21 protein-coding genes are annotated in these 24,833 nt (G+C 59.3%); 16 read left to right on the top strand and 5 right to left on the bottom strand.

Going from position 1 to position 24,833, the window contains the following annotated elements:
* Nucleotides 1-172 precede the first annotated feature (172 nt).
* On the top strand, nt 173-2,077 hold the full coding sequence (locus HPT27_RS18905) for a S8 family peptidase (protein WP_211198125.1): 1,905 nt from the start codon (nt 173-175) through the stop codon (nt 2,075-2,077).
* A gap of 113 nt (nt 2,078-2,190) precedes the next feature.
* Here the strand turns inward: HPT27_RS18905 and HPT27_RS18900 are convergent, their stop codons facing one another.
* Nucleotides 2,191-2,451: a hypothetical protein gene (locus HPT27_RS18900; RefSeq protein ID WP_172246724.1), complete on the bottom strand. Its 261-nt coding sequence runs from the start codon at nt 2,449-2,451 to the stop codon at nt 2,191-2,193.
* A 174-nt stretch (nt 2,452-2,625) separates the two neighbouring features.
* Between HPT27_RS18900 and thiE the strand changes: the two genes are divergently transcribed.
* The 4 genes from thiE (at nt 2,626) to hemL (ending at nt 6,350) form a co-directional block, all read left to right on the top strand.
* On the top strand, nt 2,626-3,249 hold the full coding sequence (gene thiE / locus HPT27_RS18895; protein ID WP_172246722.1) for a thiamine phosphate synthase: 624 nt from the start codon (nt 2,626-2,628) through the stop codon (nt 3,247-3,249).
* A 250-nt stretch (nt 3,250-3,499) separates the two neighbouring features.
* A complete protein-coding gene (locus HPT27_RS18890; protein WP_172246720.1) occupies nt 3,500-4,513 on the top strand; it encodes an aspartate carbamoyltransferase in 1,014 nt (337 codons plus the stop codon).
* A 102-nt stretch (nt 4,514-4,615) separates the two neighbouring features.
* On the top strand, nt 4,616-4,906 hold the full coding sequence (locus HPT27_RS18885; RefSeq protein WP_172246718.1) for a GIY-YIG nuclease family protein: 291 nt from the start codon (nt 4,616-4,618) through the stop codon (nt 4,904-4,906).
* A 160-nt stretch (nt 4,907-5,066) separates the two neighbouring features.
* Nucleotides 5,067-6,350, top strand: coding sequence for a glutamate-1-semialdehyde 2,1-aminomutase (hemL, locus tag HPT27_RS18880; protein ID WP_172246716.1), 1,284 nt, complete (start codon nt 5,067-5,069; stop codon nt 6,348-6,350).
* Nucleotides 6,351-6,422: 72 nt separating this feature from the next.
* Here hemL and HPT27_RS18875 read toward each other — a convergent pair whose 3' ends face one another.
* Nucleotides 6,423-7,256 carry a hypothetical protein gene (locus tag HPT27_RS18875; protein ID WP_172246714.1) on the bottom strand — a complete coding sequence of 278 codons (834 nt, stop codon included), beginning with the start codon at nt 7,254-7,256 and terminating at the stop codon, nt 6,423-6,425.
* Nucleotides 7,257-7,528: 272 nt separating this feature from the next.
* On the opposite strand from HPT27_RS18875, the gene HPT27_RS18870 reads away from it, so the two are divergent.
* Complete coding sequence (locus HPT27_RS18870; protein WP_172246712.1) at nt 7,529-8,161, top strand: hypothetical protein; 633 nt, start codon at nt 7,529-7,531, stop codon at nt 8,159-8,161.
* A 146-nt stretch (nt 8,162-8,307) separates the two neighbouring features.
* Here the strand turns inward: HPT27_RS18870 and HPT27_RS18865 are convergent, their stop codons facing one another.
* A complete protein-coding gene (locus HPT27_RS18865) occupies nt 8,308-9,699 on the bottom strand; it encodes a pectin acetylesterase-family hydrolase (protein ID WP_172246710.1) in 1,392 nt (463 codons plus the stop codon).
* 433 nt (nt 9,700-10,132) lie between these two features.
* Between HPT27_RS18865 and HPT27_RS18860 the strand changes: the two genes are divergently transcribed.
* Nucleotides 10,133-10,669, top strand: coding sequence for a heme NO-binding domain-containing protein (locus tag HPT27_RS18860; RefSeq protein ID WP_235951135.1), 537 nt, complete (start codon nt 10,133-10,135; stop codon nt 10,667-10,669).
* Nucleotides 10,666-12,903, top strand: a complete 2,238-nt coding sequence (locus HPT27_RS18855; protein WP_172246706.1) for a putative bifunctional diguanylate cyclase/phosphodiesterase — start codon at nt 10,666-10,668, stop codon at nt 12,901-12,903. Before HPT27_RS18860 ends, HPT27_RS18855 begins: the two co-directional genes overlap by 4 nt.
* Nucleotides 12,904-12,977: 74 nt before the next feature.
* On the opposite strand, the gene HPT27_RS18850 is transcribed toward HPT27_RS18855, so the two are convergent.
* A complete protein-coding gene (locus HPT27_RS18850; RefSeq protein WP_172246704.1) occupies nt 12,978-14,252 on the bottom strand; it encodes an HD-GYP domain-containing protein in 1,275 nt (424 codons plus the stop codon).
* Nucleotides 14,253-14,388: 136 nt separating this feature from the next.
* On the opposite strand from HPT27_RS18850, the gene HPT27_RS18845 reads away from it, so the two are divergent.
* The 4 genes from HPT27_RS18845 (at nt 14,389) to HPT27_RS18830 (ending at nt 19,818) form a co-directional block, all read left to right on the top strand.
* Nucleotides 14,389-15,216 (top strand): SDR family oxidoreductase, encoded by an 828-nt coding sequence (locus tag HPT27_RS18845; RefSeq protein WP_211198124.1) that lies wholly within the window; start codon nt 14,389-14,391, stop codon nt 15,214-15,216.
* A gap of 326 nt (nt 15,217-15,542) precedes the next feature.
* Nucleotides 15,543-16,985 carry an aldehyde dehydrogenase gene (locus tag HPT27_RS18840; protein ID WP_172246702.1) on the top strand — a complete coding sequence of 481 codons (1,443 nt, stop codon included), beginning with the start codon at nt 15,543-15,545 and terminating at the stop codon, nt 16,983-16,985.
* Complete coding sequence (locus HPT27_RS18835; protein ID WP_172246700.1) at nt 16,982-17,479, top strand: hypothetical protein; 498 nt, start codon at nt 16,982-16,984, stop codon at nt 17,477-17,479. Before HPT27_RS18840 ends, HPT27_RS18835 begins: the two co-directional genes overlap by 4 nt.
* 917 nt (nt 17,480-18,396) lie before the next feature.
* Complete coding sequence (locus HPT27_RS18830; protein WP_172246698.1) at nt 18,397-19,818, top strand: M20/M25/M40 family metallo-hydrolase; 1,422 nt, start codon at nt 18,397-18,399, stop codon at nt 19,816-19,818.
* An 89-nt stretch (nt 19,819-19,907) separates the two neighbouring features.
* Here the strand turns inward: HPT27_RS18830 and HPT27_RS18825 are convergent, their stop codons facing one another.
* Nucleotides 19,908-21,785 (bottom strand): M48 family metalloprotease, encoded by a 1,878-nt coding sequence (locus tag HPT27_RS18825; protein ID WP_172246696.1) that lies wholly within the window; start codon nt 21,783-21,785, stop codon nt 19,908-19,910.
* A 449-nt stretch (nt 21,786-22,234) separates the two neighbouring features.
* On the opposite strand from HPT27_RS18825, the gene HPT27_RS18820 reads away from it, so the two are divergent.
* The 4 genes from HPT27_RS18820 to HPT27_RS18805 are packed head-to-tail and all read left to right on the top strand — an operon-like array spanning nt 22,235 to nt 24,793.
* Nucleotides 22,235-22,654, top strand: a complete 420-nt coding sequence (locus HPT27_RS18820; RefSeq protein WP_172246694.1) for a RidA family protein — start codon at nt 22,235-22,237, stop codon at nt 22,652-22,654.
* Nucleotides 22,655-22,676: 22 nt separating this feature from the next.
* The gene (locus HPT27_RS18815; RefSeq protein WP_172246692.1) at nt 22,677-23,207 is read left to right on the top strand and encodes a 3-hydroxyanthranilate 3,4-dioxygenase; all 531 of its coding nucleotides are present in this window, start codon (nt 22,677-22,679) and stop codon (nt 23,205-23,207) included.
* Nucleotides 23,162-23,752 carry a hypothetical protein gene (locus HPT27_RS18810; RefSeq protein WP_172246690.1) on the top strand — a complete coding sequence of 197 codons (591 nt, stop codon included), beginning with the start codon at nt 23,162-23,164 and terminating at the stop codon, nt 23,750-23,752. Before HPT27_RS18815 ends, HPT27_RS18810 begins: the two co-directional genes overlap by 46 nt.
* Nucleotides 23,753-23,764: 12 nt before the next feature.
* Nucleotides 23,765-24,793, top strand: coding sequence for an amidohydrolase family protein (locus tag HPT27_RS18805; RefSeq protein ID WP_172246688.1), 1,029 nt, complete (start codon nt 23,765-23,767; stop codon nt 24,791-24,793).
* Nucleotides 24,794-24,833 lie beyond the last annotated feature (40 nt).

Raw genomic sequence — 24,833 nt, 5'->3', positions numbered from 1 at the left:
CACACCATCGCGGCCGCGATTATCGATCGCGTGCGCACGCGTTAGCGCGTTTTCGCGCCCCCGCCTACTCCTATTCGAATTGAAGCATTCGGCCAGTCGTCCAAGAGCCGAAGACAGGGAACGTGCGCCTCGCGCGCACGGAACTATCGCAACGCCAGGAGAAAATCTGTACATGAAAAACCACACCATAAAATCCGTGCTCCAGCCCACACTGGTCGCCGGCGCCGTGATGTTTGCCTGCGCCGTCCAGGCCGGCGAAATCCGCGGGCTCAATGCGCCATCCGTGATCCCGAACCGCTACATCGTCGTGTTCAAGGAAAACGCCACCATGTCGGCGCAGGGCATTCAAACCCGCACCGCAATGTCCGTCGCGATGGACATGAACCGGCGCTATGGCGCGTCGGTTGAGCGCTCGTTTGAACGGGTGCTGAAAGGTGCCGTCGTGGTCATGGATCACGGCAGCGCACAGCGACTGGCCGATGATCCGGCGGTGGCGTTTGTCGAGGCCGACGCCGTGGTGCGCGCCATCGGCACCCAAAGCAATGCCACCTGGGGCATCGACCGTATCGATCAAACCGATCTGCCGCTGAACCAGACCTACGTCTATCCGGAAAGCGCCGGCGTGCACGCCTACATCATCGACACCGGCATTCGCGCGACCCACAGCCAGTTCACCGGCCGGGTCGGCAACGGTTATGACGCGGTCGGCGACGGCAACGGCACCAACGATTGCCAAGGCCACGGCTCGCACGTCGCCGGCACCATCGGCGGCACCACCTGGGGCGTGACCAAAGCGGTAACGCTGCACCCGGTGCGGGTGCTCGGCTGCGATGGCAGCGGCACCAATTCCGGCGTCATCGCCGGTATGGATTGGGTCGCGGCGAATCACAGCAACCCGGCAGTCGCCAACATGAGTCTGGGCGGTGGCGCCTCCACCGCGGTGGATAACGCCGTTGCCAACCTGACCAATTCTGGCGTGACCACCGTGGTCGCCGCCGGTAACGACAGCGCAAACGCCTGCAACTATTCGCCGGCACGTGCCACCAGCGCGATCACCGTCGGCTCGACCACCAGCAGCGACGGCATGTCGAGCTTCTCGAACTACGGTTCCTGCGTGGATATTTTCGCGCCGGGTTCCAGCATCACCTCGGTTGGCATCAGCAGCGATACCGCCAGCGCCGTGCTGTCCGGTACCTCGATGGCATCGCCGCATGTCGCCGGTGCTGCCGCGCTGTATCTGTACGCCAACCCGAGTGCGACGCCGGCGCAGGTGACCAGCGCACTGGTCAACAATGCCAGCAGCAATAAAATCTCTGGCATTCCGTCTGGCCCGAACAAGTTGCTGAGCACCGTGTTCCTGAATGGCGGGACACCACCTCCGCCGCCGCCGCCGCCTCCGCCGCCGCCGGGCGGTGACACGCTGAGCGATGGCGTGCCGGTCACCGGCATCGGCCTCGCCACCGGCGCCACCAAGACCTGGACCATGGCGGTCCCGACTGGCGCCACGGCGCTGAGCTTTGTCACCAGCGGTGGCACCGGTGACGCCGACATGTATGTGAAGTTCGGTAGCGCTCCGACGACCAGCAGCTACGACTGCCGGCCGTACCTGAATGGCAACGCCGAAACCTGCTCGTTTGCCACACCGCAGGTCGGCACCTACTACGTGATGCTGCGCGCGTATTCGACCTTCTCTGGCGTGTCGCTGGTCGGTGATTACAGTGTCAGCGGTGGTGGCACCAGCTTTGAAAACACCACTGACTACAACATCCCGGACAACAACACGACCGGCGTCAGCAGCCCGATCACGGTCACCGGTACCGGCAATGCCGGCACGGTGTCGGTTGCGGTCAATATCGTGCACACCTACAAGGGGGATTTGATCGTCGATCTGATCCATCCGGATGGCACGGTCTACAACCTGCACAACCGCTCGGGCGGCAGCGCCGACAACATCAACCAGACCTATTCGGTCGCGGTTGGCGCCAAACCGCGTGCCGGCACCTGGAACCTGCGGGTGAAAGATGCGGCCGCCGCGGACACCGGCTACATCAACAGCTGGAAGATCACCCTGCCGTAACGTCGTACCCCTGAGTGGTCAACTCCATCACCGCGTTTGCGGCTGATGAAATGACAACGGGCCTGCTTGCAGGCCCGTTTTTTTTGCGCGCAACCGCCATCGCGGCATTCCGCTCACGCCGTCGGGGTCAACAACGACCAGCCAATAAAGCCGGTCAGGATCAGCAGCGGCAGCAGGTAAAACAGCAGGCTGAACAACAGAATGCCGGGGTGCGGAAAACGCGAAATCGGCAGCCGGCGCTCACCGGGATCGAGGCTGGCTTGGTCGACCAGTTCGGCGATTGGTCGCGGCTGACCGTCGTCGTTAAGGCTGTTCTGGTAACGGACGGCAGCCGGGTTGAGCCCGACCGGGTAGGCGCTGAAACCGAAAGGCATGTCCACTCCTGCGCTGCGGGGCAATTGGCCACGCCGGGGCCGTGTCGGCCTCGGCGCCGCCACTGTCAGCCAGCTGGCGAGACCGGTCAACGCTTCCTGACAAATCCCTACACTTTGCGCCGCCGCCCCAGCTCGCCGACAATGCCGGCCTGCGTTCACACACGAAACCCTGCCATGGCACCCGCCCCGTTGTCCGGCCTGTACGCCATCACCGACCCGAACCTGTTGCACGGCGACCGGCTGCTGGCCGGAGTCGAGGCCGCCTTGCGCGGCGGCGCCCGCGTGATTCAGTACCGCGACAAAGCCGCCAGCCCGGCCGAGCAGCGCGAGCGGGCGCTGGCGCTGCGAGCCTGCTGCCACCGCCACGGCGGCAAATTGCTGATCAATGACGATGTCGCCCTGGCTCTGGCGGTCGATGCCGACGGCGTCCACCTCGGCCAGAGCGACGGCCAGCTGGCCGCTGCCCGGGCTGCGCTGCCCGGCAAGCTGCTCGGCGTCACCTGCCACAGCTCGCTGGAACTGGCCGCGGCGGCGGCGGCGGCCGGCGCCGATTACCTGGCCTTCGGTCGTTTTTTTCCCTCGCAAACCAAGCCGTCGGCACCGCCCTGCGACGTCGCCACATTGACCGCAGCCCGCCACCGCTTTGCCCTGCCCTTGCTTGCGATTGGCGGCGTGACCCCGGACAATGGCGGCCAATTGCGCAAGGCCGGTGCTGACTTGCTCGCCGCGATTCACGGCGTGTTCGGCGCCGACGATATCGAGGCCGCTGCGCGGCGCTACGCGGCGTTGTTCGAGTAGCCGAGGTCGGGCGCAAACGACAGGTGTTATCGCGTAGCCTGGATTAGCCGCGCAGCGGCGTAATCCGGGTTCGCGCAGCGAACGAAAGCGTTCTGCTCGCACGGTGCCAGCGCCGCGAACGCGACCTCAACGCTCGCTCGGCTCCGATCAATTGCCAGCCGACTTGCCCATCGTTCGCACTGAATTGACAACAGATTTTCCGCCGTGCCCGTCACGTCGTAATTCGGAACCCAAAACGCGGAAACCAGACATGAATATTCTTGGTAGTCACATTCTCTCGGTCCAACAATTCGACCGCGCCAATATCGAATCACTGTTCCAAGTCGCCGACACGATGCGGCCCTACGCCCGTCGGGAAAAAATGACCACGGTGCTGCAAGGCGCCATTCTCGGCTCGCTGTTCTTCGAACCGTCGACCCGCACCCGGGTATCGTTTGGCTGCGCGTTCAACCTGCTTGGTGGTGAAGTGCGCGAGACCGTTGGCATCGAAAGCTCGTCACTGACCAAAGGCGAATCGCTGTACGACACCGCCCGGGTGCTGTCCGGCTATTCCGATCTGATTGTCATGCGCCACCCGCAGCCGGGTTCGGTCGCCGAATTTGCCAGCGCCTCGCGAGTCCCAGTAGTCAATGGCGGTGATGGCGCCAACGAACACCCGTCGCAGGCACTGCTCGATCTGTTCACCATGCAACAGGAAATGGCCGGAAAAAGCCGTGGCATCGACAACTTGCGCATTGCCATGGTCGGTGATCTGAAACACGGCCGCACCGTGCATTCGCTGTCGCAGTTGCTGTGCCTGTATCGCAACATCAGTTTTGTTTTTGTCTCGCCCAAAGCGCTGGCGATGCCAGAAGAGATCGTCGACCGATTGATGGCCGCCGGCCACACCGTGGTCGAGACTGAGGACCTCGCCGTTGGTATCGCCAACGTCGACATCATTTACCAGACCCGGATTCAGGAAGAGCGCTTCGCGAGCAAGGAAGAAGCCAACCAATACCGCGGGCGCTTTCGCATCAACCAATATGCCTATTCACAATTCTGCCAACCCAGCACCGTGATCATGCATCCGTTGCCACGCGACTCGCGTGCCGACGCCAACGAGCTCGACAACGATCTGAACGACAACCCAAACCTCGCCATCTTCCGGCAAACCGACAACGGCGTACTGGTGCGGATGGCGATTTTCGCCAGCATCCTTGGCGTCGGCAAGGAAGTGGACCGTTACGCTCGGCCGATCAGTTGGAAGAATGTGCGCAAGGGTTGAACAGAACATCTGGAGAGCGAGTTCCAAGTTGTCGGCGCGATTCCAGCCTTTCACTCCAGCGAAGGCCGGAATCCATTTTTATCTCATGGATGAGGAAGGCCGATGTACTGGGTTTACATCATGGCCAGCAACCCGCGTGGAACGCTTTATGTTGGCGTAACCAGTGAATTGATTAAGCGCGTATGGCAGCACAAGCAGGGAGAAGCGGATGGCTTCACCCGGCGTTACCAGATCAAGCAACTGGTGCATTTTGAAGAGTCGCAGGACATCACCGCCGCGATTGCACGGGAAAAGCAAATCAAAGGCTGGCACCGGGCATGGAAGCTGAAATTGATCGAAGCCAACAACCCCGACTGGCGGGATCTTTATGATTCTCTGGTTGGCAAGACCTGACAGTAGAACATCAACATGGATTCCGGCCTGCGCCGGAATGACAGACAGTGGTTGTCGCTGCAACTCCTGTCATTCCGGCGCAGGCCGGAATCCATTTTTTTTTATTTGATTTGCAGACCGGGAAGATCCCCTGTCAATTGTTACCCCAACGAGGCTCATCATGTCCCGCTCCGAACAACTCTTCACTCGCGCGCAAGCATCCATCCCCGGCGGCGTTAACTCGCCGGTGCGGGCCTTCCGCCAAGTCGGCGGCACGCCGGTCTTTTTCAAGAAAGGCGCCGGCGCTTATTTGTGGGATGAAGACGGCAAGCGTTATATCGATTACGTCGGTTCCTGGGGTCCGGCGATTTTGGGTCATGCCCATCCGGACGTGATTAAGGCCGTGTGCGAAGTCGCCCAAAACGGTTTGTCGTTCGGTGCGCCGACCGAAGCCGAGATCATTCTGGCTGAACGCGTAAAGGCACTGATGCCGAGCATCGAACTGGTCCGCATGGTCAGCTCCGGCACCGAAGCGACGATGAGTGCCATTCGCTTGGCTCGCGGTTATACCGGTCGCAACAAACTGCTGAAATTCGAAGGCTGTTACCACGGTCACTCCGATTCGCTGTTGGTAAAGGCCGGATCCGGTTTGCTGACCTTTGGTGAGCCGTCGTCGCCCGGCGTGCCGGCCGATTTCACCAAGCACACGCTGGTCGGCGAATTCAATAATCTGGCCAATGTCGAAGCACTGTTCAAAGAACATGGCAGCGATCTCGCCTGCGTGATCGTCGAGCCGGTGGCCGGCAACATGAACCTGTTGCCACCGGTGCCGGGGTTTCTCGAAGGCCTGCGCAAGCTCTGCGACGACTACGGCAGCGTGCTGATTTTTGATGAAGTGATGACCGGCTTCCGGGTCGCGCTCGGTGGCGTGCAGGCCAAGTACGGCATCACGCCGGATTTGACCACACTCGGCAAAGTGATCGGCGGCGGCATGCCGGTCGGGGCGTTTGGCGGCAAACGCGCAATCATGGAAAAACTGTCGCCGCTTGGCCCGGTTTATCAGGCTGGCACGCTGTCCGGCAACCCGGTGGCAATGGCCGCGGGTTTAGTCACATTGGAACACGTCGCCAAACCGGGCTTTCATGACAAACTCACGGCCAACACGGAAAAGCTGATGGCCGGTTTTCAGCAAGCGGCCGATGCCGCTGGAATCGCGCTGACCACCCGCAGTGTCGGCGGCATGTTCGGTTTCTTCTTCACCGACAAAACCGTCTGGCGCTACAGCGAAGCGACTGCCTGCGACATTCCGGCGTTCAAGCGTTTCTTCCACTTGATGCTCAATGAAGGCATTTATCTGGCGCCATCAGCATTTGAAGCCGGCTTTGTTTCGTCCGCACACAGCGACGCCGATATCGCGGCGACAGTCGATGCGGCCGAACGTTGCTTCAAGGCGCTCAAGCATTAATATCGGGTTCCTCTGACCCGCAAACAAAAAGCCCCGGCAATGCCGGGGCTTTTTGTTTCAGCGAATCACGCATTAACCGCGACGATTGCGCCGCAGCAATGGCAGGCCCAGCGCCAACAGCAGCACCGTGGCAGGTACCGGCACATCAATGGTCCGCTCGCCATGCGCACTGACTCGGCCGGCAATCTGCCAGCTGTCGAAACTGCTTTGCCAGCAGCTGTTTTGCTCGCAACGGTCGTGCTGTACGCCAACCGAGGTATAGAAATAGCCGCTTTCACCGTTGAGTCCGTTAAACAAGGCACGAACATCGTCAGCACTGCGCGATACGACATCGGCACCTGAAGTCGGCAGATCGGCCAGTGAAATCATAAAATTGAATTGCCGATAGATACTCGTGGTCGACGTACCGAGCTCGTCCGTGCTGCTGTCGATGGTTTCAAAACGCTGAAACTGGAACGCAACATAGTTGCTGCCGTAATCGACTGAACCGCTGAGTTCGGCTTCGACATCGTAATCCCAAAACCAGTTACCGGCGCTTAGCACCGAATAGCCTTGCGGATTGTTGAAGCTGGCCGGCAAATAGCCGCTCAGCAACTCGATGAACGGCTGCGCTACCGGGTCCAGCGCGTAGCTCTCAAACGAGCTATAGCCATCAGTAATGGTGGCCTGATTCCAGTCATCGTGGTAACTGCCCAGATACTGCGTCGTCAATGCGCCAGTTGGAATGGACAGCTGCGTTTGTTGGGCACCATCAACACTTGCAACCACGGTCGAAGTGAAATTGCTGCCGTCGTAGTGCTGATTAATGAGCGCGCCATATGGCGTGAATTCAAGATCGACCAAGTCGGCTGACGCCGAACCGGCAAATAGCGTGGCGATCAGCGCCAGTCCACCAAACTGCTTCACATTGTTCTCCTTGGTGCCATCCGATTGATGGCGAATGGTTATCCCGCTCTGGGCGTCTGCGGGACAAAGCAAGATCTGAACCTTGGTCAGCTACGAGAGGAAAGTTCTAATGGAATTAATCATTTAGAACCAACTTGCGCCAACCAGCGCCCACTGTTTGTAAGAAAAACCGACACTGCGTGCCCTGCTGGCTCATCGCAGCGGTGGGCATTGCAGTCTGACGTCAGATGCAGTGGAATGTGGACGTTAGTATCAAAAAATCCGGAGCTGATATGAACAAGCGTCTGGTCATCATCACGTTGGCGGCTGCTGGTTTGATCGGGCTGGCGACGGTCTGGCTGGCGCGGGAGTCCGCATCGGTCCCGCCAGCAGCCACCGTTGCGACGGTTACAGAGAGCCGCAACGCTGGAAGCGAGCCTGGACCTGGGTCGTTGCGCGAGCACCCACTGGTTCGCGCCTATGAGGCCTATACGGATTTCCAGCAGCACAGTCGTGGTTTTTTTGATCACGCCGATCAACTGAGCGAGCAGGAAAAGCAGGCCCAGCTGCGTCAGTTGATGGATGGCACCAACAAGTACGAGCAGGAAGGCAAGCTGGTGCCGATGGAAGCGCTAGTGCTGAAGCTGGCGATGCTGCGTTACTCCAGCAGCGGCGATGACGATTACAAAACCAAAGCCAAAACACTGATCGATCAGTACAAAGCCATTTCGGATGCGCGGGAACAAGCCTGGTTGGCTAATCCGGATCCGAAATTCATCGATTACAAACGGCAGGAGAACGACATCGTCAATGAAGTTCTGGCGATGACGGTCATTCCCGATGGCCTGTCGCGTGACGAATATCTGCGCCAACGCTTGGAGCAGGCGCGCATTGCCACGATGGGCGCGGGCGCCACAGGTCCTTGATTGCGCGAATAAGCCTTCTCCCTTGACGGGAGAAGGTTTGGATGAGGGTGAACTATTCGGCAGCGTAGGATGGTCTTCATTCACGCGGCGAGATCACCCTCACCCCAGCCCTCTCCCATCCAGGGAGAGGGAGTAAAGTTCACTGCTTACAGCAGCTGATCCAGCGTCCAGTACAACAGATTGAATGGTTTGGCATAGTCGGCGGCCGGAGTTGACTCCGACGCATCCAGCACCGCGCCGCTGCCATTCAGGATGTTGTTGACGAAATCATCCAGCTGCAGATTGCGTTCCTGAATGTCGCTGTTGGCAAACTCGATGATCGAGGTGCAATGGCTTTCGTTGACCGCCCGGTATTGCGGGAAATAGCCGCCGAAATTGCTCAAGCCTTCGAGTTTGGTTTTCAGCCGATTGGTATCGATGCCCCAGCGCGCATGAATTTTGGCTTCGCGACTGGCCTGATCCGGATCGTTGTAGATGTCTTCGTACCAACGCTCATACGAGTACGAGGAATAATTCAGATCCTGCCAGAAATGGGTCTGGCCCATCCGGTCGCCACTCCAGCGTGCTGACAGCGCCGGATAAACCGTACCGAGATCATTCAGGTTCAAGCCGTAACTGCCGAGCTCGCTTTGCATGTAGGGCAACGGACCGCTGTTCAAACCCCAGACATTGCGAATATGGGTCTGCAGCGGAATGCTCGGATACTGAGCCGGATCGCCACCTGCCGGCGCGCTGTACACCGGACCGGAATCATCGATCAAAAAGCCTTTGCTCGGCGCCATGTCGCGGCGGATATGGGCATAGTTGGTCAGCGAGCCGGCACCACCGGCGCTGCAGCCGGTGGTCAGCAGTTGTGCCGGCCGTTGCAGATTGTCTTTCAGCCAGCTGAGCACCGCGCGCATGTTGCGCAGGCCGTTGTGATGCCAAACCAGCGGTGAGTTCTGGCCAGCCGGATCGGTGTACAACGCGACCCGGTCACCGGAATAGATATCACCGGTGCAATACGGCACATAGATCATGTTCCAATTCTGGCTCTTGGTCGCGGTCCACGGATGCAAGCGGAACACGAACGGCGACACCAGACTGGCACCCGGATTCATCAGGCTCATGTAATCATCGGGAATGCCATTCGGATTGCGCGCACCGCGGATACCGCTGGCGCCGGTGCAGGAGGCGTAATCCCAACAGGCGCCACCGCCTTCGAGATAGATGATCGTGTTGCTGGTATTCGGCACCCGGTTGACGAAGAACTTGTAGGTCGAGCCGTTGCCGCAAACCGCTCCCGTTTCCGGCGCCAGTTTGACTGTTTGCCAGGCGTAGTAATTGGTTGGGGCAAAACTGCTGAAGCCGGCCGGATTGGCCAATAGCGGATACGGCCCGGTGCGCTGATCGGCGGTGACTTTGTTGTCGGCTTTCGGCGCCGAAAACAAATTCAGAAAGGTCTGCCAGGCACTGTAATCGCCCTGCTCGGCCGCCGCCGGCAGCGCGGCAAAGCAAGACACAACAAACGACAAGAAATACGGTACTAGCGCCGACATCAATGCGCCCCTCCGGCGCCCTGATGCAGCATGCTTGCTGATGGATTTCATGACTGGCCTCCTCGCCCAAACGAAAAAACCGGGCCGCGCACAAACGGCTGCGTCAGTACCGGTACTCGGGTTTGCCAGGGTCGGAACGACCCCAGAGGCGATCAGCTTCAGCAGAGACAGGTGACGGGATGCACCCGGCCAAAGCACGACGGTCGCGGCCAGCATGAGTCTCCACTCATGTGACCTCGGTCCAGCGTAGAACATCTCGCACCTTGGTGCACGTTGCGGCGCAACAGAGCCAAAGCGCTACCTCGGTGTTTGACCGAGTCGGGCCGGTAAACCGGGCCTTACTGGCTGACTGACCGCCCGCCAGCTATAACTTTCCAGATGTGTTTTCCCTTTGTCGGTGATTGCCGGCACGGAGCGTCCGACAGTGCTCGGCATGGTCTTTACCGAATTTCTGGAAATGGTCGAACAGCGCTGGTCGCCGGCCCTGGCCGACCAACTACTGACCGCCGTGCAGCCTGCCAGCGGCGGCAGTTACACCGCCGTCGGCAACTATCCGCATCAGGAAATGCTGGCACTGGTCGACGCGCTGGCGCGGCAAACGCAGCAGCCGGTGCCACTGCTGGTGCAGGCTTTTGGTGAACACCTGTTCAGCCGCTTCCTGACGCTCTATCCCGCCATGTTTGCCGACCAGCCGGACTGCTTCAGCCTGCTGGCCAGTGTCGATGCCCACATCCACCGCGAAGTGCACAAGCTCTATCGCCATGCCGAGTTGCCCAGCTTCACCGTTGAACGTCACGAACCGGACCGGCTAGTGCTGCTGTATCGCTCGGCACGCGACATGGCCGATCTGGCCGAGGGCCTCATTCGCGGCTGCATCCGCCATTACGCGGAACCGCTGCAACTGCTGCGCGAGAACTTGCCCAGCCAGGATGGTCAGGCCGGCGCCCGTTTTGAGTTGATTCGCCAATGAGCCACGAACACGACTCCCTAACCAACAGCAGCGCGCAGCCCAGCACCAGCGCCCTGCCCGACGCCAGCGATCCGGCGCTGCTGCTGCGCCGGTTGGAGCGCGAACGCGAAGCGCGCAAAAGTGCCGAGCAATTGCTGTCGGAAAAATCGCGCGAGCTGTATCAGAGCAATGAGACCTTGCAGCGCGCACTGGCCAGCATGTCGGACGCACAGCACCGCTTGCGTCTGGCGCTGTGGGGCAGCGGCGAAATGATCTGGGAGTGGGATGCCGGCACCGACTCGATGCAACTGCATTACTTCAATGATCCGGATGGTCAGGAAACGCTGGAAACCGTCAATTGGCTGGAGCTGACGGCGCGCATCCATCCCGATGATTTCCCGTCGGCGATGCTGTCCTGGAATGCCCATCTGTTTGGTCATGCCGAACACTATGCGGCCGAATACCGGGCGAAAGCACCGGAGGGTTGGCGCTGGGTGCGGGTGCGCGGTCGCGCCACCGAACGCGATCGCAACGGCATGGCGCTGCGCATCAGCGGCACCCGCAAAGACATCACCGGACAGCGCGAATCGGAAGACAATTTGCGCCTGCTGGCGGCAGCGTTTGCCAACACCCGCGATGCCATTGTGGTGCTGGCGCCGGACCACCGGGTGTTGCAGGCCAACCAGGCCTGCGCGGATTTGTTCGGCATCGACATGCATCAGTTGTCGGGCACCAAGCTGGATCAATTGCTGCTCGATAGCGACGGCCAGTTCCCCTGGACCATCTGGCAAAGTCAAAAGAGTTGGCACGGCGAATTGAGCTGTCTGCACCGCAAGGGCAATCGCACGCCAGTCGAGGTTGCCAGCAGCCAGGTCCGCGACAGCGCTGGCGAGTTGACCCAGATTGTGCTGTCCCTGCACGACATAAGCGAGCGGCGGCGCGCCGCCGAAAGTGTCGAACGGCTGACCCGTTACGATGCCGTCACCCAACTGCCCAATCGCCAGCAGTTTCAGGAGCGTCTGCATCATCAGCTGCCCACGCTGCGCGACAGTGAGCAAATCTCGGTGCTGTTCCTCGATCTGGACGGGTTCAAGGAAATCAACGATGCCCTGGGTCATCACGCCGGCGACGCACTGTTGCTGCAGGTAGCCGAACGCTTGCAGCAGACGCTGCGCAAACGCGACTTGGTGGCACGCTGGGGCGGCGATGAATTCGCGATTCTGATCGAGTCGGAAAAGAACGAGTATCTGCTGGTCGCCGAGAAAATCGTCAACGCGATGAATGATCCGTTCCAGCTTGCTGGTCAGGACATTACCGTCACCACCAGCATCGGCATTACCGTCGCGCCGGTGCATGGCACCGATGCCAGCCAGTTGCTGCGGCAAGCCGATGCCGCCATGTACGCAGCAAAGCGCGAAGGCCGCAACCGGTTTGCCTTGTACCGACCGGAAATGAACGAGAACCTGCTGCACCGGGTCAAGCTCAGCAATCTGTTGCGGCGGGCCGTCGACAACGGCGAATTTACCCTGGCCCTCCAACCGAAAGTGCGACTGGCCACGCGCAGCATCACCGGCGCCGAAGCGCTGCTGCGCTGGGAACCGGAAGAACTCGGTCGGGTGCCGCCGGCTACCTTCATTCCCTTGGCGGAAGAACTCGGTTTGATTGTGCCGATCGGCCACTGGTTAATCCGCGAAGCAGCCGGGCTGCTGGCGCAGTGGCAACGCAATTCACAAGCGATCAATCTGGCGATCAACCTGTCCGGCCGGCAGCTGCGCGACGAACTGCTGTTTGCGGTGCTGAACGAAGCTATCCGGCTGTCCGATGCGCCGGTCAAGATGCTGGAGCTGGAAGTCACCGAATCGATTTTGCTGGAAGACATCACCTTCGCCCGCGATCGTCTGCAGCGGCTGCGCGACACCGGCTTCAGCATCGCGCTCGATGATTTCGGTACCGGCTATTCGTCACTCAGCTATCTGAAAGAACTGCCACTCGACCGGGTCAAGATTGATCGCAGCTTCATTTCCGATCTGGACATGTCACCGCGCGGCCGGGCCTTGCTGTCATCGATCGTGACACTGTGCCGGGCCCTGCAGCTGGAGATCACCGCCGAGGGCGTGGAGACTGAAGCGCAGCTCGATCTGGTCCAGGCCGAAGGCATTGATGAAGTGCAGGGTTATTACTTCTATCGGCCGATGGCCATTCCGGATTTCAACCGACTGCTGCAGCAAACGGTCAAACCGGCCACGACGCCTTGAGCATGTTGAGCATGACGAGCAAGCAGTGATGTTCGGACGACAAAACGCGGATGATCAGGCGTGAACAACAAGACTCAGCCGTTGGCGGCCAATGGTGACGCGGTCAGGTATTTCGCGGTGAACAGGCCCTGACGTTCGTACTGTTGAATATCGATGCCGAACGCGTAGTTCGGGTGGCTTTCGCGGATGCGATACGGCTGACCGTTGCGGTCTAATTCGCCGGTGGCCAAATCGAGATAGCGCGGCTGACAGACAAACTGCAGCTCGTCGCGCACAACGACCAGCGCCGGCTTCAGCCGGTGGTGCGGATTGACCGCGACCACAATGCCGATTTCCCCCGTCTGCAATTCGACAATGCCGCCGACCGGATAAACGCCAATCCACTCGATGAATTTTTCCACCAGCATTTCATCAAAGTGCCGGCCTTTCTCTTCCATCAGCACTCGGAAGGCCTTGCTGGTCGACCGCGCGGCATCATAGACCCGGTGTGAAGTGATGGCGTCGTAACAATCGACCACCGCGATCAGGCGGGCGACATAGGGAATCTCTTCGGCTTTCAAGCCCTGCGGATAGCCGCGACCATCGAGCCTTTCATGATGGCTGCGCGCCGCGATCAACGGCCAGTCGCCAGCACTTTGTTCGGTCAGCAACTGATAGCCGAATTCCGAATGCTGTTTGACGTGCTCGTATTCTTCCGGAGTCAGTTTTTCCGGCTTGTTCAGAATGGCTTGGTCGAGCTGGATTTTGCCGACATCGTGCAGCAGGCCGGCCAGCGCGATCTCTTCCATCTCGGTTTGGCTGTGGCCAAGAAAGCGGGCAAAACCGGCCGCCAGCACCGATACGCTCAGGCAATGCAGCGCGGTGTATTCATCGCGCGATTTCAGCCGCGAGAACCAGATCAAGGCGTTTTCATTGCGGACCAGGCTGCTGACACATTGCCGCACCAGCATCCGGCAATCCTGCACCCGGATGGCGTGACCGGCCAACACATCGCTGAAGACCTTTTCGACCACCGCTTTGCCGTGGGCGTGGACAAAGCCGGCATGCTCGGCCTCTTCGGCCAGCGTCACCTCCGGCGTATGACCGGCTTCGGCGTCGGCTTCACCGGCCAGCGGCACCAGCATCAGACGCCGTGCTGGCGTCCCGATATCAATAGCGCGCGATTCATCAATGAAGACAAATTCGCAATGCAGTTGCACCGCCAGCACATCGTCGGCTGACAGCAGCGGAAAACCTTGAAACAGAAAGGGAGTTTGCGACCACGGCCGATCCAGCTCGCAGACGAACATGCCAGGTTTCAAGGCAGTGACAGCAATCCGCTTCTTGAAAAGTTCGTGATGCGTACTCATCGGCTCCGACTCAGGCCCCAAAGGGCGCGTACTATACCGCAGCACCCGACTGCGCTGCAGGCGACTAATTCACGGCATTTAGCCGCACACGAATGCCCTGTGGTTAAATATCCACATCCCACAGAGGTACCAGAACATGTCCAACACGCCCGGCGCTTCGCCACAAAACCTGTCCCTGAACGTCCGTCTCGATGGCCGCCGCGCGCTTGTCTGCGGCAGCAGCCAAGGCATTGGCCTTGCCACCGCACAATGTCTGGCAGCGCAGGGCGCGTCAGTGACGCTGCTGGCGCGCGACCCGGCCAAGCTGGCGACTGCACTGGCCAGCTTGCCGACCGGCAGTGGCCAGCGGCACCAACAAGTATCGGCCGACTTTTCCGATCCTGCCGCCGTCAGCCACGCTATTTCTGATTATTTGGCACGCGGCGACAGCTGCCAGATTCTGATCAACAACACCGGTGGCCCGGCGCCCGGTCCGGCCCATGCCGCCACCGCCGAACAATTTCTTGCCGCGTTCAACCAGCATCTGATCTGTAATCAGATTTTGCTGCAGGCCTTGCTGCCCGGCATGAAAGCCGCCGGCTATGGCCGCGTCATCAACGTGATCTCCACGTCGGTGAAACAACCGATCCCGAATCTCGGCGTCAGCAACACCATCCGCGGCGCTGTAGCCAACTGGTCCAAGACCCTGGCCGGCGAACTCGGCCCGTTTGGCATCACCGTCAACAATGTCTTGCCGGGTGCCACCAAAACCACGCGCCTCGAAGCCATCTTCGCCAACAAGGCACAAAAAAGTGGACTGTCCGTGCAGGCCATCGAAGAAGAAGAAAAGCTCGGCATCCCGCTGCGCCGCTTTGCCGAACCGGAAGAGCTCGCCAACGTGATTGCCTTTCTGGCGTCGCCCGCGGCCAGTTATGTCTCGGGCATCAATGTACCGGTAGACGGCGGCCGCACGCTGTGTTTGTAGGCGGATAAGTTGTGCGGATTTGTACGGATTTTTGCCGTCGTAGCTGACGAGTGCAAGAACGGAGTTCAACCACCCCTAACCCCTCCTTGACAAGGAGGGGGATCGATTGACACCGGTTCAATTGGTCGATGTGCTGTCACAGCGTGACCCAACTTTTTTCCCCTCCTTGGCAAGGGCGGAGGGGGAAAAGCACAGTGCCAATGCACTGTGTGCCCACGAAGCGCCAAGCCCTCAGGGCTTGGCTGGGCGGGGCTGGGGGTGGTTAAGCTCAGCGCAACCTGCAGCAACGATTTTCGCGCCCACTGAAAGGCGACACGAGAACTGACATGACCGATATCCTGAATTACATCAACGGCGAATTGTTGCCCGCGCAAAGCAATGACTGGCTCGACAATTACGAACCAGCGACCGGTGAAGTCTATTCGCGCATCGCCGACTCCGATGCTGCCGATGTGGAACTGGCCGTGCAGGCTGCACGCGCCGCCTTCCCGGCCTGGAAGCGCACCAGCGTCGATGAGCGGGCACGCCTGCTCAGTGCCATTGCCGACAAGCTCGAGCACTGGAACGAAGCGCTGGCCGAAGCCGAGAGCATGGACAACGGCAAACCGGTCTGGCTCGCCCGCACGGTCGACATTCCGCGTGCCGCGCACAATTTTCGTTTCTTCGCTCACGCCATTACCCAGTGGCCGAGCGAGAGCCACGCCATGCCGGACGTGGCTATCAATTACACGCTGCGCGATCCGATCGGCGTAGTCGGCTGCATCAGCCCGTGGAATCTGCCGCTGTACCTGTTCAGCTGGAAAATCGCCCCGGCACTGGCCGCCGGCAACTGTGTCGTCGCCAAACCGAGCGAAGTCACGCCGATGACCGCGTTCCTGCTCGCCAACATCTGCCGCGAAGTCGGCCTGCCAGCGGGCGTACTGAATATCGTCCACGGTCTTGGCAGCAAGTGCGGTAATGCCATCGTCAGTCACCCGCAGATCAAAGCCATTTCGTTCACCGGCGGCACCAAGACCGGCGAACATATCGCCCGCATCGCCGCACCGGTATTCAAAAAATTGTCGCTGGAACTCGGCGGCAAAAACCCGACCGTGGTGTTCGCCGACTGCGATCTCGACCAGACCGTCAATGAAGTGATGCGTACGGCATTCAGCAATCAAGGCCAGATCTGTCTGTGCGGCTCACGCATTTATGTCGAACGCAGTATCTACGACAAATTCCGCGATGCCCTGACCGCCAAAGTCAAAGCCCTGAAAGTCGGCGACCCGATGGATGCCGGCAATCAACAAGGCGCCATCGTCTCCAAACTCCATTTTGACAAAGTGCTGTCCTATATCGAACTGGCGAAACAGGAAGGCGGCAGGCTGCTGACCGGCGGCCACACCGTCAAACCGGAAGGCCGTTGTCAGAACGGCTGGTTTATCGCGCCCACCCTGTTCGAAAATCTGGCGCCGGATTGCCGCACCAATCAGGAAGAGATTTTCGGCCCGGTCGCGACAATTACGCCGTTTGATTCGGAAGACGAGGTTGTGGGATACGCCAATGGCACGGCCTATGGCTTGGCGGCCAGTGTCTGGACCACCGATTTGAAACGAGCGCATCGGGTGGCGGCTGCTTTGGAGTCCGGGATTGTCTGGGTGAATTGCTGGTTGCTCAGGGATTTGCGGACGCCGTTTGGTGGGGTCAAGCAGTCGGGAGTTGGCCGGGAAGGTGGAGTGGAGGCGCTGAGGTTTTTTACTGAGGCGAAGAATGTGTGTATTAAATTATGAATGCGCCAATCATCGCCTCACTCTGGCTATCACTTACCGCTTTCACTGCTCATGCTGAAAATACGACTGTATTTATTGGCCGCTACGTTAACGGGTCGATCTCCAACTATGAGCCAGCCTCAGACTGCAAGGAGACAGAATGCACCATCTGCCTTCGCTTTGGGGGATACTATCTTTACACTTTCCAAGCACTGTCGAAAAATAGCCCCCCAGCGCTGCTCACCACGACGATGCTTAGCCATAGCCCGAAATTTGGTGACTCAGTGAATCCCTGGCTCATAAGCGTCGAAAAGCTTTCGCAAGAGGATGCAGCCCTTATTGGCGCGGAATATGAGATTGTCGACTTTGCATTATTGAATGAAGCGCAATGTTCAGAATCATCTTTGATTTCCTCTCCATGGCTATTCACCCCTCCATACACTCCCGCAGAATCGTCAAATTCGAGTGGCAAGTTTTGCTATAGAGGTGGAATTGAAGCGCCTAAAGTAATTTAGACGCATTCGATTTTCAGATTCAATCGGATACATTTTTCACTTCCCTCCAAAAGCCATCTCGTAATTGAAGGCCGCTGCCGGGTCTCGGCCCGGCGGCCGAGTGACTTTCTTGGCGCAAGAAAGTCACCAAAGAACATTGCCAGGCTCCGAGCCGTGCTTCGCACGGTTCCCTGTGCTGCTCATTCCGTCTGGGGCTTTTGTGACAGCACATCCTTGTGCAGTCACAAAAGGCTTCGGCGTCCTGCCTCGCCCCTTCGCTACGCTGCGGGCTGTTAACCCAGACTCCATTCCGCTGCTCGGCTCGTCGAACGGGCGGGGAAGTCAAAAGCACGCTGCGCGCCAAAAAAAGCAAATCACGCCTGTCATTCCGGCGAAGGCCGGAATCCAATTTGATTTTGATGTAGAGAAGACAATGGATTCCGGCTTTCGCCGAAATGACAGGCTGGGTGGTATTGCCGAAGCATCCGGCTCAGCTAGAAAACGGGGCCCCCATTCGCGCCAGCCGGCGATTCGGCGTTAGCGGCCGGGTGCGCAAGCCCGGATGGCTTGCGCAGTGCTGATAAGGCAGGACGCCGCATCAGCACGTGCCCGAAGCCGCTAACGCCGAAGCGACGGGCGGAGTCGGCCGAAGCAACCAAACCGATTCTGGCGCGTGGGGCGTGTTCTCTTTGGATACTTTCTCTTGCACGAGCAAGAGAAAGTATCTCGCCCGCCGGCGCGAGAGCCGGCACTCTCAAAATACGAGACGGTTTTCGAATAGCATCTCGTAATTCAGCCCCCACCCCAGCCCTCCCCCTCGCAGGGGAGGGGGCACTAAGCATTCGACTAGCAGCAAGTACGTTTACTGAGCGCAACATCACTCAGGCCAATTGCTATACGATGCCAACCACCTCGCCCACACCGAGCCATGGCCTCACATGAACAAGTTCATCACCTGCCTCAGCGCAGCCCTGCTGCTTACCCTGACGCAAACCGCCAACGCCACCGACACGCTACGACCGGATCAAGCCGCCTACCGCGAGCTGTACAAAGAACTGGTCGAAACCAACACCACCCTGTCGTCCGGCAGCTGCACCGAGGCCGCCGAAAAAATGGCGGCGCGCCTGCGCAAGGCCGGCATGCCGGAGTCGGGCATTCACCTGATCACCGTGCCGGAGCATCCGCGTGAAGGCAATCTGGTCGCCGTGTTGCAGGGCAGCAATCCGAAACTGAAACCAATGCTGTTGCTGGCCCACATTGATGTGGTGGAAGCCAAGCGCGAGGACTGGACCCGCGATCCGTTCACGCTGATTGAAGAGGACGGCTATTTCTACGCCCGCGGCACTTTCGATGACAAAGCGATGGCCTCGGTCTGGGTCGATTCGCTGGTGCGCTTTCTGCAGGACGGATTCAAACCGAAGCGCACCATCAAAATGGCGCTGACCTGCGGCGAGGAAACCAGCGGCGCATTCAACGGCGCCCAATATTTGTCGAGCGAAAAGCGCGAGCTGATCGACGCCGGCTTTGCCTTGAACGAAGGCGCCATGGCGCAACTGGATGAACAGGGCAAACGGCTGATGGTCAGCCTGCAGGCCGGTGAAAAGACCTCGCAGAACTACCAGCTCGAAGTCACCAATATCGGCGGCCACAGCTCGAAGCCGGTCAAGAACAACGCGATCTACCATCTCGCTGCCGGGCTCAGCCGAGTCGGCGCCTACGCGTTTCCGATTCATTTGAACGATGCCACCCGCGAGTACTTCAGCAGGATGGCCGACATCAAGAGCGGCGCCATTGGTGAGGCGATGCGGGAGTTGGTGAAAGCGCCGGCGACGGCCAGCAACCTCATCACCGACGATCCGCTCTGGAACGCCATGATTCGCACAACCTGCGTCGCGACCATGGTGTCAGCCGGGCACGCGACCAACGCACTGCCACAGCGCGCGACGGCCAACGTCAATTGCCGCATCCACCCGGAAGAGTCGATCGAAGGCGTCAGAAAAACGCTGGAAGATCTGGTCGCCGATCCGGAAATCAAAGTCACCACCAAGGAAATCCGCGGCCCGGCGACCAAGGCGCCACCGCTGACCAAAGCCATCACCCAGCCGGTGGAAAAAATCGCCAGCAAAATTTATCCCGGCGTGCCGCTGCTACCGATTTTCCAGAGTGGCGCCACTGATGGGCAGTTCACCGGCGCCGCCGGCATTCCGACCTACGGCGTTGGCGCGTACTTTATTGACCCGGATCTCGGCGGCATCCACGGCTTGAACGAGCGCATCCGGGTGCAATCGCTGTATGACGGCCGGGACTTCCTGCATGAGCTGGTCAAAACTCTAGCCAACACGACCAGTGCGATTCCCTGATCGGAGGAATTTGCAAAAAAACGAAACAGGGCGCTCGATGCGCCCTGTTTTTTTCTGACGACTAACAGCGCCCGCGCGCGACAACCCTCTCACGCCGGATAGATCGCCTGCCCCACCAGTTTGATTTTGCGCCCCAGTTCCGCCGTGCCGCCCTGTGTTGCCACCACCAGCACCGGCATGCTGTTACGCATGCCATGCGCAGCCGCCTGCATGGCAGCCTGGACTTTGCCATTGCTGGTAAAAAATCCGCCGACTTCGATGGCAATCACATGAACCGGTGGCCCCGGATGGCGGACGATCTTGCGGGCAACCCAGGCCCGTTTGATAGCGGCAGTCTGCAGCAGGCTGTAGTGCAACTGCTGCAACGCTTCCGCGTCCAGATTGGCTGACTCAAAACTGTCGGTTTTCAGCAGTGTGGCGCGTTCGGCCTGAGCACTTCGCAAGGCATCGTGATGCTCGCGAGCGCGACGCTCCCAGCGTTCAGTTTGCTCGCTGTCGGCCTGGCCAATGAAATAATCAACCAAACAGGCGCAGACCGCTTCGCGCAAGGCAAATTCTTCGTAGGCCTTGGTCAGGTACTCGACGCCGCGACCATCGTTTTTCGCCAACAAACGCTGGCCCAGCACAAACTGGCCAGTCAGATCATCGGGATACTGGTCATGAAAGCGCTGATACAGCACCAGCGCATCAGCGTCCGGCTGAAAACGCTCGGTCAGTCGCGCCAGATCCCACTGCTCGTCCTTGCTCAGCGCATGGTCGTCCATGGTGCGGATGGCCTGATAACGCTCACGATCTGCCTGCAGGCTTTGGTGATGGCTTTGCCAGCCTTCCGCGTGGTACTGGCGCCATTGCCGACTGAAATCGTTCAGCACGGTGTCAAGCGCCGGGCCCAGCCAGCGCTCTGCAGCTTGCTGTGTCGGTGGCTGCCATTGCGGTATCTGCTCCAGCGCAGCGACCCGCTCGCGAGTCGGCGGATGGCTGTCAAACGCTTCGACTTGTCGGCGTTGCAATGCCGCCAGATAGCGTTCGACATCAGCCGCTGGTACCGACTGCTGCTGAGTGAATGCGCGCAGTTGCTGATAGATATCAGCGACCGGCTCTGCTTCATGATCGGCGCGGCGATAGGTGGGTTGCCAAAAGGCATCGTCCAACCAGCTGGCACTGACATGCGTCGCGACCAGCGCGGATGCCGCGACCGGTTTCGAGGTCAGCTCGGCCGCAACCGCGTCGGCTTCGAATTCGCAGCGCCGCGCATAGACCAGGGTATAGGCACTGAAATAGGACACGAACCGCTCGATGGTCTGGGCCAGGCCGCGAGCACCGCTTTCGGAAGCATTGTCGAGAACCATCAGCACGCGCCACCAGCGCAGCCGCAGCCGATACACCCAATTGCCGAACGCGCCGTGATTGCGCGACAAATGCCCGAGCTCATGGGCCAGCACGGCGCGGGCCTGCGCGGTATCCACGGTCAGTAACAACGGCAACCCCAACACCAGCGTGTTGTGATACCAACCCAGCAGGCCCAGCCGGGGCGTCTGAATCACGCCAGCGTTGTACGAACCATCGAGCAAGACCTGATGAATGGTCGGCACGCGCAAACTCTTGCGCAATGCCTGCAGTTCGGCAAAGAGCGCCGGGCATTGCTGCTCGTTCAGCAGATAGCCCTGCGGGATTTCTGCTTTGACCCACAGCGACTTGAACAGCCAATAGATCAGGGCAAACAGAAAAATGATCGCTTTCTTCAAAAGCAGAAACAGGATCGGTTTGAATATCAGCGCCGCAACCACCGCGACCAGCACCAACAATGGCGTCATGACAGTCAAGGTCAGCAGCAGATAACCGGCTGCGATGAGCAGCGCCAATCCGGTCCAGTACCGGGCAGGATTCTGTTCGAACAATTGCTGGGCCTGTTCACTCCAGCGGGCATGACGGTGACGACGGGCGGCGATTTCTGCGGACGACAACATGGCTGACCTCAAACAATCCTTTGCGGGTGTGGATTTCTGACAAAACCGGGCGCATGACCACCGCAACTGACCAGTGTTTCAGTTGCGCGGAAACGGCCCGGCATTATGCCGGGCGTTGTCGGTACTGGCGACCACCGTGACTGCCGCGTCGATGACCCGAGCCGGCGGCACACGACTTGACCCGGCCGCAGCCGGGCCGGTATAACGCAGGCTCCAACCGCAGACGTCAGTGCCATGAGCCCTTACGCCCACCACGCCAAGTCTTCCGGCGCCATCTTCGCCAGCCGTTCCGGCTGCAAGTGCTTTCCTGCCTGACCTCCCGGCGCCGGATCCGGCGCTATGCTGTATCTCTGCTTTCGCTTTTGTGATGTCACGGCCCCGGCCAATTTCGCGTCCCGTTCCACCACTACCGGCTCAAGACCGGTGCTGACCCATAACGAGGTTCATTGATGAGCCATACCGCCATCCATTCCGACAAGGCGCCTGAGCCGGTTGGCGCCTACCCGCACGCGCGCCGGGTCGGCAATCTGCTGTTTTTGTCCGGCATTGGTCCACGCCAGAAAGGCACGAAAGTGATTCCCGGCGTCACGCTGGATGCCGACGGCAAGATTGTCAGTGCCGATATCGAGGCGCAGTGCCGCTCGGTGTTCGACAACGTCCGCACCGTGCTCGAAGCGTCCGGCTCGCGCTGGGAAAATCTGGTCGATGTCACCGTGTACCTGACTCACATGAAGCGCGACTTCGCGATCTACAACAAACTCTGGGCCGAGTATTTCCACACCAACCCGCCCTGCCGGACCACGGTCGAGATTCTGAGTTTGCCGACGCCGATTGCCATCGAGCTGAAGTGCATCGCCACCATTGATTGACACGCGGCCCCGGAGAACACCGATGACCATCATTCCACCGTTCAATTTCCAGCAATGGATCGCCGAACACCGGCATTTGCTGCAACCTCCAGTTTGTAACAAACAGGTGTTCGAAAATGACGAGTTCATCGTTATGGTGGTCGGCGGCCCGAATGGTCGCAAGGATTACCACTACGACGAAGGCCCGGAGTTTTTTTACCAGCTCGAAGGCGAAATGCTGCTGATGACCATGCAGGACGGCAAACGGGTCAATTACCCGATCAAGGCCGGCGAGATTTTTCTGTTGCCGGCCAAGGTGCCGCACTCACCGGTGCGCTACGCCAACTCCATTGGTCTGGTAGTCGAGCGCAAGCGTCTGCCGCAGGAGAAAGATGGCCTGATGTGGTTCTGCGATCACTGCGACGCCAAGCTGTATGAAGAGTTTTTCACCTTGCACAGTGTCGAGAAAGATTTTCTGCCGGTGTTCGAGCGTTACCTCGCCAGCGAAGAAAAACGCACCTGCAAAAAATGCGGCACGGTGGCGCCGGCGGTGAACAAGTTGGCGGTGAAGTGATGCTGTCGCCTCGAGCAGCATACGTACTGCTGATCGCCGCTCTATCTGCAGGTGGTTCAAGTGCGTGCGTTGAGCTGACGCCATCTAATCAATGCACCATTCCCGCAAAGACAGACAATATTGAACCACCCAGTGCGAAACTTTCTGTTGCGGAAGTATCGCAGGCCGGATTGCCGCTCAACTTTTGCTGGGGTCGGCACAAAGGCACAGTGGATGGTAGAGGATGGCCAAGCCCTGAAAATGCGATGAAATTGAAACCAGGTCAGCCACTAACGCTTTCTTTTTTTCATAAAACACTTCCAGAACGGCTTCACTACAGAGTTTGGGGTCTCGCGGCTGCCACCAAACTACCATCGACTGTCCGCAATCAGTCTCGATGGCAGATTTCACCGACTCGTCATTGGTTGCAGCAGGAAATTTCCAAGAAAGAATCACCAACAATTAATTTGGATTTGGATGAAGGACAGTATTTGCTTGTGGTAACAGCAGTCTGGCCAAGCCAAGAGTTCATTGACTACTCATTTCTTGTTGATGTCTCCAAGTAGAGCAAAACCAAAATGCTAACTATCGACATCCACACCCATATCCTGCCGCGCGATTGGCCGAACCTGAAAGAGCGTTACGGCTATGGCGGCTTCATCCAGCTGGAGCATTGCGGCCCCGGCTGCGCCAACATGGTTCAGGATGGCAAGTTCTTCCGCAAAATCGACAGCAACTGCTGGGACGGTCCGGTGCGCCTGCAGGAGTGCGATCAACACGGCGTGCACATCCAGGTGCTGTCGACCGTGCCGGTCATGTTCAGCTACTGGGCCAAGCCGGAGCACGCGCTTGATTTGTCACGGCTGCTGAATGATCACATTGCCTGCGTTGTCGCTGATCACCCGCGCCGCTTTGTCGGGCTCGGTACCGTGCCGATGCAGGACAGCAAGCTCGCCATTCAAGAGCTGGAGCGCTGCGTCAGGGAGCTGAAGTTTCCCGGCATCCAGATCGGTTCCAACGTCAATGGCATGAACCTCAACGATCCGGCGCTGTTCGATATTTTTGCTGCAGCACAAGATCTGAACGCCTGTGTGTTTGTCCATCCCTGGGACATGTTCAGCCAGAACAGCAATGGCGTAAATCGACTGGGTCAGTACTGGGCGCAATGGCTGGTCGGCATGCCGGCTGAAACCTGTCTGGCAATCACCTCGATGATGTTCGGCGGCGTGCTGGAAAAGCTGCCGCGGCTGCGAGTTGCATTTGCCCATGGTGGCGGCAGTTTCCCGCACACCATTGGTCGCATCAGCCATGGTTTCGAAGCGCGGCCGGATCTGTGCGCCGTTGACAACAACGTCAACCCGCGTGATTACCTGAAGCGCATTTACCTCGATACGCTGGTGCACGATCCGCTGGCGTTGAAATATGTCGTCGATCTGCTCGGCGCCGATCGCCTCGCGCTCGGCACCGATTACCCGTTCCCGCTCGGTGAATTGCTGCCGGGCAAACTGATCCGTGAAACCTTCGATGACGACGCCATTCGCGCCCGCTTGTTGCACGGCACGGCGCTGGAATGGCTGAACTTGCCGAAAGGCCATTTCCTCGGCTGATGATTTGGGAAAGACCGGCTGACTTTTAGGAAAGAACGAG

The sequence above is a fragment of the Permianibacter fluminis genome (assembly GCF_013179735.1).
Taxonomy (GTDB): Bacteria; Pseudomonadota; Gammaproteobacteria; order Enterobacterales; family Permianibacteraceae; genus Permianibacter; species Permianibacter fluminis.
Note: the sequence above shows the minus strand (reverse complement) of the source record. Positions and strands in the feature narration are given on the sequence as shown.

Excerpts from the sequence above, each read along its gene's own strand:
- HPT27_RS18890 (WP_172246720.1), top strand. The coding sequence starts at position 3,500 with ATGAATATTCTTGGTAGTCACATTCTCTCGGTCCAACAATTCGACCGC.
- HPT27_RS18885 (WP_172246718.1), top strand. The coding sequence starts at position 4,616 with ATGTACTGGGTTTACATCATGGCCAGCAACCCGCGTGGAACGCTTTAT.
- HPT27_RS18855 (WP_172246706.1), top strand. The coding sequence starts at position 10,666 with ATGAGCCACGAACACGACTCCCTAACCAACAGCAGCGCGCAGCCCAGC.
- HPT27_RS18840 (WP_172246702.1), top strand. The coding sequence starts at position 15,543 with ATGACCGATATCCTGAATTACATCAACGGCGAATTGTTGCCCGCGCAA.
- HPT27_RS18845 (WP_211198124.1), top strand. The coding sequence starts at position 14,389 with ATGTCCAACACGCCCGGCGCTTCGCCACAAAACCTGTCCCTGAACGTC.
- HPT27_RS18905 (WP_211198125.1), top strand. The coding sequence starts at position 173 with ATGAAAAACCACACCATAAAATCCGTGCTCCAGCCCACACTGGTCGCC.
- HPT27_RS18810 (WP_172246690.1), top strand. The coding sequence starts at position 23,162 with ATGCGGCACGGTGGCGCCGGCGGTGAACAAGTTGGCGGTGAAGTGATG.
- HPT27_RS18865 (WP_172246710.1), bottom strand. The coding sequence starts at position 9,699 with ATGTCGGCGCTAGTACCGTATTTCTTGTCGTTTGTTGTGTCTTGCTTT.
- HPT27_RS18850 (WP_172246704.1), bottom strand. The coding sequence starts at position 14,252 with ATGAGTACGCATCACGAACTTTTCAAGAAGCGGATTGCTGTCACTGCC.
- HPT27_RS18830 (WP_172246698.1), top strand. The coding sequence starts at position 18,397 with ATGAACAAGTTCATCACCTGCCTCAGCGCAGCCCTGCTGCTTACCCTG.
- HPT27_RS18860 (WP_235951135.1), top strand. The coding sequence starts at position 10,133 with ATGGTCTTTACCGAATTTCTGGAAATGGTCGAACAGCGCTGGTCGCCG.
- HPT27_RS18835 (WP_172246700.1), top strand. The coding sequence starts at position 16,982 with ATGAATGCGCCAATCATCGCCTCACTCTGGCTATCACTTACCGCTTTC.
- hemL (WP_172246716.1), top strand. The coding sequence starts at position 5,067 with ATGTCCCGCTCCGAACAACTCTTCACTCGCGCGCAAGCATCCATCCCC.
- HPT27_RS18815 (WP_172246692.1), top strand. The coding sequence starts at position 22,677 with ATGACCATCATTCCACCGTTCAATTTCCAGCAATGGATCGCCGAACAC.
- thiE (WP_172246722.1), top strand. The coding sequence starts at position 2,626 with ATGGCACCCGCCCCGTTGTCCGGCCTGTACGCCATCACCGACCCGAAC.
- HPT27_RS18805 (WP_172246688.1), top strand. The coding sequence starts at position 23,765 with ATGCTAACTATCGACATCCACACCCATATCCTGCCGCGCGATTGGCCG.
- HPT27_RS18900 (WP_172246724.1), bottom strand. The coding sequence starts at position 2,451 with ATGCCTTTCGGTTTCAGCGCCTACCCGGTCGGGCTCAACCCGGCTGCC.
- HPT27_RS18825 (WP_172246696.1), bottom strand. The coding sequence starts at position 21,785 with ATGTTGTCGTCCGCAGAAATCGCCGCCCGTCGTCACCGTCATGCCCGC.
- HPT27_RS18870 (WP_172246712.1), top strand. The coding sequence starts at position 7,529 with ATGAACAAGCGTCTGGTCATCATCACGTTGGCGGCTGCTGGTTTGATC.
- HPT27_RS18820 (WP_172246694.1), top strand. The coding sequence starts at position 22,235 with ATGAGCCATACCGCCATCCATTCCGACAAGGCGCCTGAGCCGGTTGGC.